General features: G+C 71.0%; 13 protein-coding genes. 7 read left to right on the forward strand and 6 right to left on the reverse strand.

The annotated features are described in order from the left end of the window. Positions 1–104: 104 nt before the first annotated feature. From NQU54_RS01510 to NQU54_RS01530, 5 genes are all read left to right on the forward strand, one after another. The gene (locus NQU54_RS01510; protein ID WP_079260030.1) at positions 105–1,361 is read left to right on the forward strand and encodes a cellulase-like family protein; all 1,257 of its coding nucleotides are present in this window, start codon (positions 105–107) and stop codon (positions 1,359–1,361) included. 215 nt (positions 1,362–1,576) lie between these two features. After that, complete coding sequence (locus tag NQU54_RS01515) at positions 1,577–2,944, forward strand: MFS transporter (protein WP_257629385.1); 1,368 nt, start codon at positions 1,577–1,579, stop codon at positions 2,942–2,944. After that, entirely contained in the window at positions 2,935–4,107 is a 1,173-nt protein-coding gene (locus tag NQU54_RS01520) for an anhydro-N-acetylmuramic acid kinase (protein WP_257629386.1), read from the forward strand. The genes NQU54_RS01515 and NQU54_RS01520 overlap by 10 nt, the downstream gene beginning before the upstream one ends. Positions 4,108–4,320: 213 nt before the next feature. After that, positions 4,321–6,303 carry a hypothetical protein gene (locus NQU54_RS01525; RefSeq protein ID WP_257629387.1) on the forward strand — a complete coding sequence of 661 codons (1,983 nt, stop codon included), beginning with the start codon at positions 4,321–4,323 and terminating at the stop codon, positions 6,301–6,303. Between the two features lie 5 nt (positions 6,304–6,308). Beyond that, positions 6,309–7,778, forward strand: coding sequence for an ABC transporter substrate-binding protein (locus NQU54_RS01530; RefSeq protein ID WP_257629388.1), 1,470 nt, complete (start codon positions 6,309–6,311; stop codon positions 7,776–7,778). A 55-nt stretch (positions 7,779–7,833) separates the two neighbouring features. On the opposite strand, the gene dnaK is transcribed toward NQU54_RS01530, so the two are convergent. From dnaK to NQU54_RS01550, 4 genes are all read right to left on the reverse strand, one after another. Continuing rightward, a complete protein-coding gene (gene dnaK, locus NQU54_RS01535; RefSeq protein WP_257629389.1) occupies positions 7,834–9,741 on the reverse strand; it encodes a molecular chaperone DnaK in 1,908 nt (635 codons plus the stop codon). A gap of 93 nt (positions 9,742–9,834) precedes the next feature. Then, positions 9,835–11,238, reverse strand: coding sequence for a Si-specific NAD(P)(+) transhydrogenase (gene sthA / locus NQU54_RS01540; RefSeq protein ID WP_079260811.1), 1,404 nt, complete (start codon positions 11,236–11,238; stop codon positions 9,835–9,837). A gap of 258 nt (positions 11,239–11,496) precedes the next feature. After that, entirely contained in the window at positions 11,497–12,234 is a 738-nt protein-coding gene (locus tag NQU54_RS01545) for a YoaK family protein (RefSeq protein ID WP_257629390.1), read from the reverse strand. A 73-nt stretch (positions 12,235–12,307) separates the two neighbouring features. Continuing rightward, positions 12,308–12,937, reverse strand: a complete 630-nt coding sequence (locus NQU54_RS01550; RefSeq protein ID WP_257629391.1) for a CGNR zinc finger domain-containing protein — start codon at positions 12,935–12,937, stop codon at positions 12,308–12,310. Between the two features lie 55 nt (positions 12,938–12,992). Here NQU54_RS01550 and NQU54_RS01555 point away from each other — a divergent pair, with 55 nt between their 5' ends. Continuing rightward, positions 12,993–13,925: a ketopantoate reductase family protein gene (locus tag NQU54_RS01555; RefSeq protein ID WP_257629392.1), complete on the forward strand. Its 933-nt coding sequence runs from the start codon at positions 12,993–12,995 to the stop codon at positions 13,923–13,925. Positions 13,926–14,305: 380 nt separating this feature from the next. Here NQU54_RS01555 and NQU54_RS01560 read toward each other — a convergent pair whose 3' ends face one another. Beyond that, the gene (locus NQU54_RS01560; protein ID WP_257629393.1) at positions 14,306–14,770 is read right to left on the reverse strand and encodes a DUF2000 domain-containing protein; all 465 of its coding nucleotides are present in this window, start codon (positions 14,768–14,770) and stop codon (positions 14,306–14,308) included. A gap of 99 nt (positions 14,771–14,869) precedes the next feature. On the opposite strand from NQU54_RS01560, the gene NQU54_RS01565 reads away from it, so the two are divergent. Beyond that, positions 14,870–15,364 carry an Lrp/AsnC family transcriptional regulator gene (locus NQU54_RS01565; RefSeq protein ID WP_059144620.1) on the forward strand — a complete coding sequence of 165 codons (495 nt, stop codon included), beginning with the start codon at positions 14,870–14,872 and terminating at the stop codon, positions 15,362–15,364. Between the two features lie 126 nt (positions 15,365–15,490). On the opposite strand, the gene NQU54_RS01570 is transcribed toward NQU54_RS01565, so the two are convergent. Continuing rightward, complete coding sequence (locus NQU54_RS01570) at positions 15,491–16,918, reverse strand: purine-cytosine permease family protein (protein WP_069860521.1); 1,428 nt, start codon at positions 16,916–16,918, stop codon at positions 15,491–15,493. Between the last annotated feature and the right edge of the window lie 45 nt (positions 16,919–16,963).

Raw genomic sequence — 16,963 nt, forward strand, 5'->3', positions numbered from 1 at the left:
CCCAGCACTGGCCATTATTTATGAATACATCTTGACAGCCCATGGGCACCCCCCGACGATGAACCGATCTCTCATGCCGAGCCGCCGACCGCGGGGAGCCCCCTGTGACGCTGTCGCCGCATCTGCCGGACAACCTGACCATCTCGCTGTGGGACTTCAGCTGGTACACCCGCACCGGCCCGGGTGAGCCCTTCGCCGATCTCGACCGCGCCTTCGAGGAGGCCGTGGCGCGCGGCTACAACACGGTGCGCGTCTGCGCCATGCCGTTCCTGCTCTTCGGCTCCCGGCTCGACACGACCAAGCTGCGGCCGTCGGCGCTGGGCGGCGCGTACGGGCAGCGGATGCGCTGGTACGACGTGGGCGGCGGGGGCGAGATCGACGGACGGGCCTGGCTGCGCGAGCTGTTCGAGGCGGCCCTGCGCCATGACTGCTTCGTCATCCTCTCCAGCTGGGAGTACCAGCAGAGCCCGTCGTTCGGCGAGGACCGCGCCTGGTTCGACGCGCTGATGGCCGTCGATCCCGAGCGGCGCGCCGAGGCGCTCGCGGACGCGCTGGCGGATCTGATCGACTTCCTGGTGATCCACGGTCTGGACGACCGGATCGCCTTCACCGAGCTGCACAACGAGGTGCAGGGCAGCCGGCTCGCCGAAGGGCTGGAGGGTCACGACAAGGTCGTCGCCCTGCGGCCGCGGCTGGAGCGGGGCATCGCCCGCTTCAAGGAGCGCCACCCCAACCGGCCCGTCACGGTCAACTACGCCAAGGTTCCGGTCGGTTCGCTGCGCGGGGTCCCCCGCGAGGTGGATGTGGCGGTCTTCCACCCGTACGTCTACGGGGTGCTGGACGAGCTTCTGGCCACCTTCGCCATACGCGACCGGGCCCGTCCCTTCCCCCAGGAGTCGGTCCGCCGGGAGCTGCTGCGCCCCGGCGCCCCCGATCTGGCGGACTGGGCACCTCCGCCCGGCGATCAGTGGCGGCTGGAGGCCACCACGGTCGGCCCCCGGGAGGTCTACGTCCACGACTGGTGCGACCCCGAGCGCTGGGACGCCTGGCTGTACGACCGCTATGCCGTGCACCGGCTGGCGATGGACCAGCGGCTGGTCACCTGGATCGAGGCGGCCGCTGACTGGGCGGTCGACCACGGGGTTCCGCTGGTCTTCGGCGAGGGCTGGATCGGCTACACCCCGCTGCACGGCACCTTCGAGGAGGGCCCGGTGGGGGCCGCGTTCTGCCGCCGCGCCATCGAGGAGTCGGTGCGGGTGGGCGCGTGGGGCGCGGTGGTGTGCTCCAACGCGGCGCCGCAGCACCCGATGTGGCAGGACATCGCGCTCCAGCGGGAGTGCAACGCGATGCTGCGCGGCTGATACGCGGCTGATACGCGGGGACGCCCCTCGTGACAGGCATGTTCGTGTAGGCACGCGCGTGCAGGCATGCTCGACTGCGCCTGAAGGACGGCTTCGGCGCGTCCCGCCGGGGCCTCGTACGCCACTTGAGCCGCGCTCGCGCCGGTAGCCGCCGTCCCCGACGGGTACGGACATCACATCCCCTTGGCGGTCACGGCTGAAAGGGCCCCGATGTGATGACGTCCTCAGCGGATCCCGGTGAACGTGCCGCCGGGCGGGGCCCGCGCCGTGCGCTGGTGGCCGGTTCGGTCGGCAACTTCATCGAGTGGTACGAGTTCGGTGTCTACGGCTTCTTCGCGACGATCATCGCCGCGAACTTCTTCACCCCTCAGGGCGGCAGCGAGCTCGAGGGCCTGGTCAAGACCTACGCCTCCTTCGGGATCGCGTTCTTCTTCCGCCCCATCGGCGCCGCCGTCTTCGGCCGGGTCGGCGACCGGATCGGCCGCCGGCCCACGCTGATCCTGGTGCTGCTGCTGATGACCGGCGCCACGACGCTCATCGGAGCGCTGCCCACGTACGACACGCTGGGCGTGGCCGCCCCCTGGCTGCTCACCCTGTTGCGGATCCTCCAGGGGCTGTCCGCGGGCGGGGAGTTCGGCGGTGCGGTGTCGATCATGACGGAGTTCGCGCCGCCGGGGCGGCGCGGGCTGTACGGGGCGTGGCAGTCGTTCACCGTGGCGCTGGGGCTGCTGGCCGGGGCCGGTGCGGCGGCGGTGCTGGCCACCGTGATGAGCGAGGAGTCGCTGGCCGACTGGGGGTGGCGGCTGCCGTTCCTGCTGACCCTGCCGATCGGGCTGGTCGCGCTGTGGCTGCGGCTGAGGCTGGAGGAGACCCCGTTCTTCCGCGCGGCGGCGGACGGGGAGGCCACCACCCCACCGGAGCGGGTGGCGGATCCCCGTGAGATGGCCGGGGCGATCGTCATGGGGGCCGCACGCATCATGGGCTGGGCGGCGGCCGGTTACACCTTCCTGGTCGTCATGCCGTCGTATCTCCAGGCCACCTTGAACGCCACCTTCCAGCAGGCGCTGGTCGCCACCGTGGTGGCCAACGCGGGCTTCGCGCTGTCCATCCTCCCGGCGGGCCTGCTCAGCGACCGGATCGGGCGGCGCCCGGTGATGCTGACCGGGGCCGCGCTGGTGGTGGTGCTGGCCTTCCCGCTGCTCAATGTGTTGCAGGACCCGGACAGTTCGGCATGGGTCCAAGGGGCGGCGGTCTTCGTCGCGGGCGTGGTGGTGGGCCTGATGGCGGGGCCCGGTCCGGCCATGCTCGCCGAGATGTTCCCGACCCGGGTCCGGTACACGGGTCTCGGGCTTGCGTACGCGCTGTCCAACGCGGTGTTCTCCGGCTGCGCGGGGCTCATCATCACCAAGGTGATCGAGCACACCGGCGAGGTCGACATCCCGGCCTACTACGTGATGGTGACCTGCGCCATCAGCGTGGTCGCGCTGTTCACCCTGCGCGGCGAGTACCACCGTGGCGCACTGCCCGGCGCGGCGCGGCCGGGGAAGGATGCCGGACGGGAGGAGGAGACGCCATGCGGGTGATCGGCCTGATGTCGGGCACGTCCCATGACGCGGTGGACGCCGCGGCGGCCGATCTGGTGCTCGACGGCGACACCGTGGTGCTGGCCCCGCTGGGGCTGGTCAGCGAGGCGTATCCGGAGGCGCTGCGGTCGGCGCTGAGCGCCGCGCTGCCCCCGGCGGCCACCACCATGAAGGAGGTGTGCGCGCTCGACACCGGTATCGGCCAGGCGTTCGCCTCGCTCGCGGCCCGCGCCGACCGGGAGCTGTGCGAGGGCCGCGCGGACCTCATCGGCTCTCCTGGCCAGACGGTGTACCACTGGGCCGAGGGCGGAAAGGTGCACGGCACGCTCCAGCTCGGCCAGCCCGCCTGGATCGCCGAGGCCACCGGCTGCCCGGTCGTCTCCGATCTGCGGACCCGCGATGTGGCCGCGGGCGGCCAGGGCGCTCCCCTGGTCAGCCTGGTGGACGCCCTGTGGCTCGGCGGGCGGCCGGGGGTGTGCGCCGCCCTGAACCTGGGCGGTATCGCCAACATCACGGTGGTGTCGAGCGCGGGCGATCCGCTGGCCTTCGACACCGGCCCGGCGAACGCGCTCATCGACGCGGCGGTCGGCGATCTGACGGGCGGGCGGCTGGACCATGACGCGGACGGCGCCATGGCGGCGCGCGGCACCGTCCATGAGCCGCTGCTGGAGCGGCTTCTGGCCGAGCCGTACTATGCGCTGCCCGCGCCCAAGACGACCGGCAAGGAGCTGTTCCACGGGTCCTATCTGCGGGCCGCCCTGGCCGTCGTGGGTCCGGTTCGGGACGACGACGTGGTCGCCACCGTCACCGAGCTGACGGCCCGTACCGTGACCGACGCGGTGCGGTCGGTGCACGCCACCGAGGTGATCGCCTCGGGCGGCGGCACCCGCAACCCCACCCTGATGAGGGCGTTGCGCCGGGCGCTGGGCGGTGTCGCGCTGCGGACCTCCGATGAACTCGGCCTTCCGGCGGCCGCGAAGGAGGCGTACGCCTTCGCCGTACTCGCCTTTCTGACCGCCCATGGGCTGGCCGGTACGGCGCCGAGCTGCACCGGCGCCCGCCATGCCAGCGTGCTGGGGTCGATCACCCCGGGGGTCCGCGGGCTCCGCCTGCCCGCGCCGGGGCGGGCGGCGCCCACCCGGCTGGAGATCTTCCGCCGCTGACCGGGCGGCACCTCCACCAGGGTGCCGATGACGGTCGTGAAGGTCAGGAAGAGGATCAGATTGCGGGCCGGGAAGGGCCGTCATGGCCGGGAAAGGGGATGTCGGCTTCGGCCGTACCCGAGGTACGTTGGGAACGGCCTGCTATCGAAGGGGTGAACGTGGGTGAACAACCCCCCGGTTCCTGACGGGGGGTCGACGGGGGGACGGGGGCACGTGACGGAATCCGCAATGGGCGTGGGCTTGAGAGGCCGCAGCGGGATCATCAGCCTGGTCGGGGAGTGTCTCAGGCTGGAGCCCGCGGACGAGCGGCCGGTGATCATGCTGCTGGGGCCGCGCGGCAGCGGGGCGAGCGACGCGCATGGCGCGCTGATGGAGAAGTTCGGCCCCGAGACGCCGTTCGCCTACGTCAATCTCGGCGGTGAGCAGTCCCTGCCTGCGCGGTACGCGCTGGCGCTGCTCGCCCGCCAGCTGGAGCGCAAGCTGCCGCGCTACCGCCGCTCGCACTTCCCGCGGCTGACGCTCGGTCTGCTCGCCTCGGACCACCAGCTGCGGATGACGAGCCTCGCGGAGGGGCGGCGCAACATCCGCCGGGAGCTGGACGCGTTCCAGGAGCAGGCGGAGGCGCGCTACGGGGACTATCTCGCCGCCTTCTTCGAGGTGGCCGGAGGCGCCGTGGGCGCCCCCGACGGCGCCTCCACGGCGGCGCTCGCACTGCTGCGGGACGCGCTGCGGCGCGGCCGAAGACGGCTGCCGGGCCGCAAGTTCACCGGCAGCGCCGCCTGGTACGGCGGCCATCCGCTGCTCCAGAGCCGCGATCCGTGGGAGGCGCTGGTCGAGCTCAACCTGTGGCGCCACGAGGGGGACGAGGACGATCAGGAGCGGCTGGACCGGGTGCTGATCTCGGCCCTGCTGGAGGACATGCGCTCCAATGTGCGCCACTCGTTCATGCCCCGCTCCTATCTGCTGATGCTCGACAACTCCCATACCGAGTACGGCCGCGGCTTCCTCGATCTGCTGATCCGGGCCCGCCATGACGACGCCGTGGTGGCGGGCGCCGACTGCGATCCGCTCACCGTCGTGGCGAGTTCCAACCGGTGGCTGCCCCGCTGGGGCCCGGCCACCGGCGATCAGTGGCCCTGGCAGCTGCGCGGCCCGGACCGGGCCTCCCTCACGGACTGGAGGGAGTACCGGCCGGGCCGGGACAGCGATGACACCTGGTGGTATCCGCTGCGGCTGCGCGACCTCAATCTGGACGAGGTGCGCATCCGGATCGAGCTGGAGCTGCGCCACCACCCCGACCTCGCGCCGTTCACCCGGCTCGCGCCCTTCATCCACCGGCTGACCGCGGGGCTCCCCCGGGCGGTCAGCCAGGTCCTGGAGCTGTTCCGGCACTCCGCCGTGCCCGTCGAGGACGGCGCCGAGCAGGACCGCTGGCTGCGCACCCTGCCGGACCGTACGCCGCGGGACGGCGAGGACCCCCGGACGCTGGCGGAAGCCGCCCTGGACCATCTGCTGCACGGTTTCCACCCCGCGCAGCGTGCGGCGCTCGAGGAGTGTGCCGCGGCGCGCGATCTGTCCGTCGGCACCCGGCTGCTGGGCACGGGCGACTCGCTGTTCGGCGAGGTCCGCGGCCGCTGGCTGCTGCACAGCCCGGGCACCGTGACCCCGGCCCTCCACCCCTGGCCGCGGCGGCTGTTGCTGTGGCGGCTGGCCGCGCGTCCGGACGACTGGGACGCGGTGCACGAGCTGCTGGCCGAGCACTTCAAGTCCGAGGGGCGCACGGTCCAGGAGATGTACCACCGGCTGGCGACGGAGCGGATCGACGAGGTCACCGGGTATCTGGTGGCGCGCTTCCCGGCGGTGCCCGCGGCGCAGTGGATCAGCGAGTTCAACACCATCACGGCCGCCCCCAACCGCCTTGGGCCGGCCGGCGGACCGCTGGAGCTGCTCGCCGGCCTCGCCCCGGACGAGCTCCCGGAAGCGGTCACCACCGCCTCGGTGATCCGGGAGCTGATCACGGTGCGCTGGGTGTGGAGCGATCCGCTCACCGACCCCGCGATGCGGTTGAACGACATGATCGCCGACGGCTTCAACCAGCTCTCACGACTGCGGAGGACCGACATCGTGGCCCTGTTCAACGAGGCGGAGCGGTACCGCCACTGGCGCCATCCGCTGACGCGCACGAGCGAGGGGTGAGACCTGTGCCGAGACTGGAATGGCCGCTGCACATCGTGCGCCGGGTGGTGATCGGCGTGATCGTCGTCGCGGTGCTCGCGGTGGCGGTCCCGCTCACCGTCGACTGGATCCAGGAGCGGCGGGCGCGCTGCGGCGACGGCGTCGTCAAGATGGGGGACGACCACGAGTGCGTCGGTGTCACCGACGGTTCGTTCATCTTCGCGGACCATCTGAAGTCCGTGGAAGACAAGATCAAGGAAGAGAACGACCTGCTGGAGGAGCACGGTGAAAAGTACGTCAGCGTCGCCTATATGACCTCCTTCACGCTGACCGACGACGACAGCAACTCCGAGGAGTCGGTCCGGCATGAGCTCGAGGGCGCGTATCTGGCGCAGTACCGGCACAACCGCGGCGATCGCTCCTCATCCCCCAAGATCAAGCTGTTGATCGCCAATATGGGCAGCGTCGCGGCCCACTGGGAGCACACGGTCGACGAGCTGATCGACCGGAAGACCTCCCATGACAAGCTGGTCGCGGTCACCGGACTCGGCCCCAGCGACGAGTCGAACCTCACGGCGCTGAAGCGGCTGTCGCGCAACGGTCTCGCCCTGGTCGCCAGCACCATGACGACCACCAGGATCGAGGATCCCGAGGGACGGTTCGTCCGGGTCTCCCCGACCAATGTGGACGAGGCGTACGCCGCCTCCGCGTATCTGAAGAAGCAGAAGGTCCGTACGGCGGTGGTGGTCCAGGACGACGCGCGAAAGAACTACTACGCCAAGACCCTGGGGGACGCCTTCACCGATGTCTTCCAGGACGCGAAGGGCCATGAGCTGGTGGCGGACCGGATGACCTACGACTCCTCGGTGCGCAAGACCTGGCAGAACGAACTGCAATACATGTCGGGGCAGTTGTGCGACCAGAAGCCGGAAGCGGTCTTCTTCGCGGGCCGCGGCAAGCACCTCACCCGGTTCCTGGACGCGATCGCCAACCGTCCGTGCCAGGACCGGGAGTTCATGGTGATCACCGGCGACGACACCACCAACCTCACCGCCGATGACCTGGCCCACGCCGCCGAGACCGGGGTGCGGGTGCTCTACACGGGTCTGGCGCACCCCGATATGTGGCAGAAGGACCGCGACTCCGTCTCCCGGCTGTCGGCCCGCCACTTCCAGCCGGGCGGGTCGCTGGCCAAGTGGTTCCCCGACGACCAGCACCAGGACGGCCAGGCCATCATGGCGCACGACGCGGTGCTCACCGCCGCCCAGGGCATCCGGATGGCGGCGCTGGGCGACGTGACCGGGGAATCGGTGGCGCGGATGTTCCACCAGATGAACAGCGGTCAGCGGGTGCCGGGAGCCAGCGGGTTCCTCTCGTTCCAGGACAACGGCAATCCACGCGACAAGGTCATTCCGATCCTGCACCTCAACGCCAAGGGGCGCTCGGAGCTGGTGGAGGTCTCACAGCCGCGCGGTGAGCCGCCCGCGAAGCAGTGACGGCCCGCCCGTCCCAGGGGCCGTGACGGGCGGGCCGGCCAGGAAGCGGTGACGGTCAGCCGGCGCCTCCCCCGGGCTTCTCCTCCCCGCCCTTGTCGTCGTCCACGATCTCCGCGTCCACGACCTCCTCGTCGGACGCGTGGGCCTGGTCCCCGCCGTCGCCGGAGGACCCGGCCGCGGAGCCGCCGGGCCCGCCGCCGGAGGCGGCGGACTGCTGGGCCTGGGCGTAGATGGCGGTGCCGATCTTCTGCCCGACGGTGGCGGTCCGCTCGGTGGCCTCGCGGATCGCGTTGGTGTCCTCGCCCTCCAGCGTCCGCTTCAGCTCCGCGACCGCCGCCTCGGCCTCCTGCCGGACGTCCTGCGACACCTTGTCCGCCTGGTCCCGCAGCAGCTTCTCGGTCTGGTAGACGAGCGCCTCGGCCTGGTTGCGGGTCTCGGCGGCCTCGCGGCGCTTGTGGTCCTCCTCCGCGTACTGCTCGGCCTCGCGCATCATGCGGTCGATGTCGTTCTTCGGCAGCGCGGAGCCGCCGGTGACGGTCATCCGCTGCTCCTTGCCGGTGCCGAGGTCCTTCGCGGACACATGCATGATGCCGTTGGCGTCGATGTCGAAGGCGACCTCGATCTGCGGCACCCCGCGCGGCGCCGGCGGCAGCCCGGTCAGCTCGAACATCCCCAGCTTCTTGTTGTACGAGGCCATCTCGCGCTCGCCCTGGAAGACCTGGATCTGCACCGACGGCTGGTTGTCCTCGGCCGTGGTGAAGACCTCCGAGCGCTTGGTCGGGATCGTGGTGTTCCGCTCGATCAGCCGGGTCATGATGCCGCCCTTGGTCTCGATACCGAGGGACAGCGGGGTGACGTCCAGCAGCAGGACGTCCTTGACCTCGCCCTTGAGGACACCGGCCTGGAGCGAGGCGCCGATCGCCACGACCTCGTCGGGGTTGACGCCCTTGTGCGGCTCCTTGCCGGTCAGCTCCTTGACCAGGCCGGTCACGGCGGGCATCCGGGTGGAGCCACCGACCAGGATCACATGGTCGATATCGGAGGTCTTGGTCCCGGCGTCCTTGATCGCCTGATGGAAGGGGGCCTTGCAGCGCTCCAGGAGGTCCTCGGTCAGCTGCTGGAACTGCGAGCGGGTGAGCTTCTCGTCCAGATGCAGCGGGCCCTGGTCGGACGCGGTGATGTAGGGCAGGTTGATGGTGGTCTCGCTGGCCGCGGAGAGCTCGATCTTGGCCTTCTCGGCCGCCTCGCGCAGCCGCTGGACCGCCATCTTGTCCTTGGCCAGATCGACGCCGTAGCCACCCTTGAAGCGGGAGACCAGATGGTCCACGATCCGCTGGTCCCAGTCGTCGCCGCCGAGGTGGGTGTCACCGTTGGTGGCCTTGACCTCCACCACCCCCTCGCCGATCTCCAGCAGCGAGACGTCGAAGGTGCCGCCGCCGAGGTCGAAGACCAGGATGGTCTGGTCGTTCTCCTTGTCCAGCCCGTACGCCAGGGCGGCGGCCGTCGGCTCGTTGATGATCCGCAGCACCTTCAGCCCGGCGATCTCGCCCGCCTCCTTGGTGGCGGTGCGCTGGGAGTCGTTGAAGTACGCGGGGACGGTGATCACGGCGTCCGCGACATCCTCGCCGAGATACGCCTCCCCGTCGCGCTTGAGCTTCTGAAGCACCCGCGCGGAGATCTCCTGCGCGGTGTAGCGCTTGCCGTCGACGTCGCCGGTGGCCGGGAACCGCCACCGGTCCTCGCCCATGTGGCGCTTGACCGATCGCGCGGTGCGCTCCACGTTCGTCACCGCCTGGCGCTTGGCGACCTCCCCCACCAGTACCTCGCCGTTCTTGGCGAAGGCCACTACCGAGGGGGTGGTCCGGGTGCCCTCGGTGTTGGTGATGACGGTCGGCTCACCGCCCTCCAGGACGGATACGACCGAGTTTGTCGTACCCAGGTCAATACCGACTGCGCGAGTCATCTCAGCCCTCCTCCCGATCTGTCTCCCAGTATCCCAAAAGGTGCTATTCGGGAAGGGGCACGGAAAGGGGCCGCTGGGCCGCTGGGCCGGGGGTCACTCCCGCAGGTGGTCGACCTCGCGCATCTTGTTGGTGGCGTCGAGCGCGGCGACCTTGTAGGACTCGGCGAAGGTCGGATAGTTGAACACCGCGTCCACCAGATAGTCCACGGTGCCGCCACAGCCCATCACGGCCTGGCCGATATGGATCAGCTCGGTGGCGCCGGTGCCGAAGCAGTGCACCCCGAGCAGCCGCCGGTCCTCCGGGGAGACCAGCAGTTTCAGCATGCCGTGCGCATCGCCGACGATCTGGCCCCGGGCCAGCTCGCGATAGCGCGAGACGCCGACCTCGAAGGGCACCTTCTCGTCCGTGAGCTGGTCCTCGGTCCGGCCGATGAAGCTGATCTCCGGGATGCTGTAGATCCCGATGGGCTGGAGGTCGTGGATCGGGTTCACCGGCTCCTCGCAGGCGTGGTACGCCGCGTTCCGCCCCTGTTCCATGGAGGTCGCGGCCAGCGCCGGGAAGCCGATGACATCGCCGACCGCGTAGATATGCGGTACGGCGGTGCGGTAGTGCTCGTCCACCGCGATCCGGCCCCGCCGGTCGGCGGTGAGCCCCGCCTTGTCGAGGTCCAGCGCGTCGGTGAGCCCCTGGCGCCCCGCGGAGTACATCACCGCGTCGGCGGGGATCTTCTTACCGCTCTCCAGGATGGTCAGGGCGCCCCGCGGATGGCGCTCGACCGCGGCCACGGTCTCGCCGAAGCGGAAGGTGACGGCCAGGTCGCGCAGCCGGTACTTCAGCGCCTCGACGATCTCGACGTCACAGAAGTCCAGCATCCCCTCGCGGCTCTCGACCACGGTGACCTTGCTGCCCAGGGCGGCGAACATCGAGGCGTACTCGATGCCGATCACCCCGGCGCCCACGATGACCATGGAGCGCGGCACCCGCTCCATGTTGAGGATGGAGTCGGAGTCCATGATCGTCCGCTCGTCGAACTCCACGCTCGCCGGGCGGGCCGGCCGGGTGCCGGTGGCGATCACGATATGCCGCGCGGTCAGCAGCTGCTCCTGGCCGGTGGGGTCCGTGACGGCCACCGTGTGGTCGTCCACGAACCGCCCGGTGCCCGGATACAGCGCGACCCGGTTGCGCGACAGCTGGCTGCGGACGACGTCCACCTCACGGCCGACCACATGCTGGGTGCGGGCCGTGAGGTCGGCGACGGTGATCTCCTCCTTGAGCCGGTAGCTCTGACCGTAGAGATCCCGCTGGGTCAGCCCGGTGAGATAGAGCACCGCCTCGCGCAGGGTCTTCGACGGAACGGTCCCGGTGTGCAGGGAGACCCCGCCCACCATCTCCCTGCGGTCGACGACGGCTACCCGGCGACCGAGCTTGGCGGCCGCGATAGCAGCTTTCTGGCCACCCGGCCCGGACCCGATCACAAGCATGTCAAAGTCGGTCACGGACCGAGTCTGACATCGGATGACACCCCGCCGGAAGAGTGAATCACCGGTCAACCCGCACGGGGACCGCAGGACTTGGGGCGTTCTCCTGCGCGCTCCGCCGGAAGTGCCCCGACCTGCCGTCGATCACCCGCGGCGCCATCGTGGCCGGTCGCGCCCGCGCGGCGGAGCCGCATATCGACACGGCCCCGCGCCGATTCGGGGCGCCACCGAACCGCAGCCGACTTCCGCCGATCCGCTCAGGTATGGGGCCTCCGCTCAGGCATGGGGCCAGAGATGGCCATGGGCATCCCGGGCCAGCGAGGTCAGGGACGCCAGCAGCACGAGGGCGACCAGCCCCGTCGGCAGGGCGGGCGCGGCCCGCGCGGCATGGGCCACCAGGAGCCCACCGGCCGCGGCGCCCACCACCAGGGACACCAGCAGCGCGATGCTGAGCCGACGCACCCCTCCACCGCGTGCCACGTCGACCATCAGCGCGGTCAGGATGCCGGTCAGATAGGTGGTGGAGAAGCCGGCCGGCCCGACCGCCCGCACCAGTCCGCTCTGCCCTCCCATGGCGATGGCGGCCACCGCCAGCAGCCCCAGCTGGCGGCCGCCGGTGGGGTGGCCGCCAGCGGCCGCCCATACCGCCCAGAGCCCGCCGAGCACGAGCAGTTCCACCGCGAGCGCGCACCGGGCCCGCAGGGCCGGCCGGGGGCCGCGGACGATCCGCCCGCTCAGCAGCGCACCCACGATGTATCCGGCGATGGCGATCATGGTGTCCCGGGCCAGCGCCGGGTCCAGGGACGCGGTCGACATGCCGAGCAGGGAGAGATTCGCGGTCATGACGCTGGTGAAGACGCCGCCCAGCGCCAGAAAGCTGATCGCGTCCATCGAGCCGGTGACCACGGTCAGCGCGACGGCGGCCACCACTCCGGCGGGGCCACCGGCCCGGCCGGGGCGCCGGCGCTTCGGCGCGGAGTCGGTGTCGGTGTCGCTCTCGGTCTCATCGGCCATCGGCACTCCTCCGGCCACCTCGGGTGCCCCCGGCGGCACACCGGAAACAGCGGCCCTGGGAGCGCCGGGGACGTCAGGAGCCGGCCGAGGCGGCGGATGCCTGCCGCAGGCGGTGCTTCGCGGCCTTGGCGTTGTTGCCGCACAGCCGCATGGAGCACCATCGGCGCCTTCTGCCCGGGGTGTGGTCGAGGTAGACCATGGTGCACAGCGAGGCGTCGCAACGCCGCAGCGCCCCGCGCCGCTCCGGGTCGCCGAGCACCGCGATGAGGTCGCGGACCACGGCCGACTGGAGCTCCCGCCCGGACAGGGGGCGGTCGCCGCCGTCGACCGTGACCCCGGTGCCGGTGGCCCGCAGCAGCGACCGCGGCGGGGCGGGGGACGCCCGGTCGTTGAGCAGCACCACGGACGCGGTGGACGGGGGCCGGCTCTCGACAACCGCCGCCACCACGTCGTACGCCGCCTCGCGCAGCGTCCACAGCTCGGTGAGGAGCTCATCGGTGACGGCCTCGTCGTGGAGCCGCAGCCCCACGCCGTCGCACCACTCCCGCAGCCGGTCGAGGGTGCCGAGGCGCTCGACCGGGGTGCTGCTCCGCCGCCCGAGGGTCGCGACGAGGTTCAGGGCGAGGCTGCCGGCGTCGAAGCGCAGTGCTCGCAGCCGAGCGGTCACCCGCGGCCGCGGGACCGGCTCCGTCGAGGAATTCATGCGAATATGGTAACCCTCTGAAGGGTTACTAAGAGGCTGAGGGTGAGGGGACATCATGCGGATCGGGATCATCGGCGCGGGTGGCGTCGGCGGATACTTCGGCGCGCGGCTCGCCACCGCGGGGGACGAGGTCACCTTTGTGGCACGGGGCCGCCATCTCGCGGCCATCCGGGAGCACGGACTGACGGTGCGCAGCCCGCTGGGCGATATGCGGGTGCCCTCCGACGCGGTGGTGCCGTCCATCTCCGATCTGCCGGCCCCCGACCTGATCGTGGTGGCGGTGAAGCTGTGGGACACCGAGGACGTCGCCCGGCAGCTGGCGCCCCTCGCCGAAGGCGGCGCCGCCGTCGTGTCGTTCCAGAACGGGGTGCGGAAGGACACAGTGCTGGGACGCCATCTGCCGGACGGATCCATCCTCGGCGGGGTCAGCTATATCTCGGCGTTCATCGAGGAGCCCGGGGTGGTGGTGCACAACGGCACGCTCCAGCGGCTGGTCTTCGGGGAGTACGACCGCAAGGAGTCCCCGCGCTCCCGCCTCTTCCTCGACCGCTGTCTCGCGGCCGGTATCGACGCGGAGATCAGCGGCGACATCGAGCGCACCATCTGGGAGAAGTTCGTCTTCCTGGTGGGCCTTTCCGCGACGACGTCGGCGGTGCGGCAGCCGATCGGGGTGGTCCGCGAGACCGCGGGGTCACGGTCCCTGCTGCGTGATGTGATGCACGAGGTGGTCGACGTGGGACGGGCCAAGGGGGTGGCCCTGGACCCCGGTTTCGCCGACGACCGGCTCGCCTTCTGTGACACGCTGCCCGCCACGATGTCGTCCTCCATGCACAACGACCTGCTCCGCGGCAACCGTCTGGAGGTCGGCTGGCTCAGCGGGGCGGTGGCCGACCTCGGCGCCGAGCTGGGCGTCGCCACCCCGCGCAACCGGGCCGTCGCCGACATCCTCTCCCCCTACGCACTGGGCGATCCGGCCGCGGCGGCATGAACCTCGCGCATGCGCCGGGCCCGGGGGTCCCAGCCGAGGGACCACGGGCCGGTTCCAAAGAACCAGGGGAGTCCACGGAGCCGATGGAGTCGTAGAGCCGACGGAGTCCACGGGGTCTACGGGGTCTATGGGGTCTATGGGGTCTACGGAGGCCGGTGGCCGCACCGAGGCCGGGGAGGCCGGGGAGGCCGGGGAGGCCGGGGAGGCCGGGGAGGCCGGGGAGGCCGGGGAGGCCGGGGAGGCCGGGGAGGCCGGGGAGGCCGGGGAGGCCGGGGAGGCCCGGGAGGCCGGGGAGACCGGTGGACCCCACCGGGTGTGCCACACCAGGCAGTCCGCCACGTCCGGACAGGGGCGGCGCGAAAGTCACGGGGTTGGCGGGCTCAGCGGAGCAGGGGGAGCTTCCCGATGAGCCTGCTCACCTTGTTCCGCGGGCCGACGAGGCTGACCGCGAGATAGTCCAGATCCTCGGTCTTGGTGGCGGCCAGGGCGTCGAGATACTCGTCGTAGACCCGGGAGGTCTGGGCCTGCCCTGGCATGTCGACGAGGAAGAGATCGTCCTTCTCGGCGGCCTTGGCGCGCAGCTCGCGCAGCGCCTCCGGGCCGGCGGCCAGAATGGAGCAGCCGGCCCAGGGCAGCCCCGGGTGGCCGGCGCCGGAGCCGTCCGTGCCGTCCGGCCCCAGCAGCTCGGGCATCGCCCGGCCGACGGCGGCGGCCATGCAGGCGGCGGCGTTCACCGCCCGGCCCGCGGGCAGTTCTTCGGCCACGACGATCACCCACTTCAGCTTGGCCTGCCGGGTGGACTGATCGGTGCGTACGTCCTCGTCGGGCAGCTGGGGAACGGACACGAGCGCTACTCCTTGTCGATGGCTAATGTGGTGGACGGTACCCATCCATCCGAGCTTCGGCATCGCCTGCCGAATTTCCTCAGGCAAGGGAGCGCTTTCGTGGAACTTGATGCACTGGATCGTGCTCTTCTGCGGGAGCTACAGAACGATGCACGCCAGACCAACCGCGAGCTGGCCCTGCGCACGGGGGTCTCGCCGTCCACTTCCCTGGAGCGGGTCCGGGCGCTGCGCGAGCGCGGCATCATCAGCGGCTATCACGCCGCCGTCGACCTGGAGGCGGTCGGCCGCCCCGTCCAGGCGCTGATCTCGGTGCGGATCCGCCCGCCGTCCCGGCCGGTCATCGAGGGCTTCCGCGAATGGGCCGCCCAGCTGCCGGAGACCATCGGCCTGTTCGTCACCTCCGGCGCCCATGACTTCCTGATCCATGTGGCGGTGCCGGACACCAACGGGCTGTACGCGTTCGTCATCGACCGCCTGACCGAGCGGCGTGAGGTGGCGGATGTGCAGAGCACGATGGTGTACGAACACGCCCAGTCGCGCTGTATCGACCCCGCCCCCGCCGAGCGTCCCGCGCCCTCCCGCCGGAGGCGGTAGCGCGGCGGTCCGGGAAGGGCGTGCTCGTGGCCGATCGCGTCCCGGTGCCGGGGCCGGGCACGCCCCGGGGCGGGCGGCACCGCCGTTCGCGGCACCGCCCGCCCCGGGGCGTTCACCGACGCGGCGTCAGGATCCCGTCACCGCCGCCGCCTTCTCCGGCCGCGGCCCGGGGGTGGCGGGGACGTCGCGCACCCACAGCGGCCGCAGCCGGTAGGTGAGCAGATAGAGCACCGCGGCGGCGGCCGCCGCGACGAACATGCTCAGATCGCCCGCGTGTGGATACGCCGAGGCGAACGGCCCGGTGTAGAGGTCGGACTGCCAGAACGGCACCGAGGCCACCACTCCGCCGCCCCAGGCGACAAAGCCCCAGGAGAGCACCCGTCCGCGGTCGTACAGCTCGGCGATCCGGCTGGGGTCGGAGCGGCCGCCCAGGTGGTAGTCGAGCAGCAGCACGGTGGCGAACGGCGCGATGAAGTACGCGGTGAGGTTGAGGAACACCGAGAACTTGTCCTCGGTCCCGGAGTGTCCCCACAGGCTGATCCCGTAGGCCAGCGCGCAAATGAGGGTGACCGCCTGGGTCCGGGTGACCGGCACCTTCAGCGTCTGGACGGAGATCGCGCCGCCGTAGACATTGAGGAAGTTCTGCGCGAGCGCCGAGAGTCCGATGGCGATCAGGGCGGGGACGGCGAACGGCCCGGTCAGCTGGTGCAGGGCGGTGATGGAGTCGGAGCTGGTGGCGCTGGAGCCGAGGAGCACGCCGAGGATGCCGAGCCAGCAGATGGTGACGAAGTTGCCGAGCCCGGTGTACCAGGCGGTGCGGCTCACCACGCGTGGCGAGTCGGGCAGATAGCGCGAGTAGTCCGAGGCGAACGGCGCCCAGGCGACGAGGAAGGAGAGGAACCAGCCGCCGAAGGTGATCCAGCCGCCGGTGGAGCCGACGTAGTCCGGTGCCTTCGGATCGGCGCCGAAGGTGCCCGCACCCCGCACCAGGGCCACCACTGTGATCATGACGAACAGCGGAGTGAGCACATAGGTCAGCACCCGCTGAAGGAAATTGATCATGTTGTAGCCGTAGATGGACACCACCAGCTCGACCAGGGTGAGCGCCAGTCCACAGAGCCAGAAGGGCAGATGGGTCAGCTCGGCGATGGCCTTGCCGCCGAGGATCACGGTGACGGCGGCCCAGCCGACCCCGGCGAAGACATTGATGTACGCCACCGGCAGGAAGTTGCCGAAAAAACCCAGCGGGCCACGGGCCTGGATCTGCTGGGGCACCCCCAGCCGTACGCCCATCCGGGACATCACGGCCATCAGCAGCGAGCCCAGACCCGCGCCGACCACGATCGCGGCGACGGCGGCGCCGAAGCTGAGGCCGAGCCCGACCGCGCTGAACCCGAGCAGGATGATGGGGAAGTTGAGACCGGCGGCGAACCAGACGAAGAACTGTGAACTGGGCTTGCCGTGCCGCTCGTTGTCGGGGATGTGGTCGACCCCGAAGGGCTCCACCTTGGTGACCGCGCTGCCGTACACCGGCGCCGTGTCGTCGTGGGTCATGGGCGTGCTCCTGGAACGGGAGGAGTGGACGTCAGGGGGTGGCGG

Source organism: Streptomyces malaysiensis subsp. samsunensis (assembly GCF_024519315.1).
GTDB classification, from domain to species: domain Bacteria; phylum Actinomycetota; class Actinomycetes; order Streptomycetales; family Streptomycetaceae; genus Streptomyces; species Streptomyces malaysiensis.

Excerpts from the sequence above, each read along its gene's own strand:
- NQU54_RS01570 (WP_069860521.1), bottom strand. The coding sequence starts at position 16,918 with ATGACCCACGACGACACGGCGCCGGTGTACGGCAGCGCGGTCACCAAG.
- NQU54_RS01515 (WP_257629385.1), top strand. The coding sequence starts at position 1,577 with ATGACGTCCTCAGCGGATCCCGGTGAACGTGCCGCCGGGCGGGGCCCG.
- NQU54_RS01520 (WP_257629386.1), top strand. The coding sequence starts at position 2,935 with ATGCGGGTGATCGGCCTGATGTCGGGCACGTCCCATGACGCGGTGGAC.
- NQU54_RS01550 (WP_257629391.1), bottom strand. The coding sequence starts at position 12,937 with ATGAATTCCTCGACGGAGCCGGTCCCGCGGCCGCGGGTGACCGCTCGG.
- NQU54_RS01555 (WP_257629392.1), top strand. The coding sequence starts at position 12,993 with ATGCGGATCGGGATCATCGGCGCGGGTGGCGTCGGCGGATACTTCGGC.
- NQU54_RS01545 (WP_257629390.1), bottom strand. The coding sequence starts at position 12,234 with ATGGCCGATGAGACCGAGAGCGACACCGACACCGACTCCGCGCCGAAG.
- dnaK (WP_257629389.1), bottom strand. The coding sequence starts at position 9,741 with ATGACTCGCGCAGTCGGTATTGACCTGGGTACGACAAACTCGGTCGTA.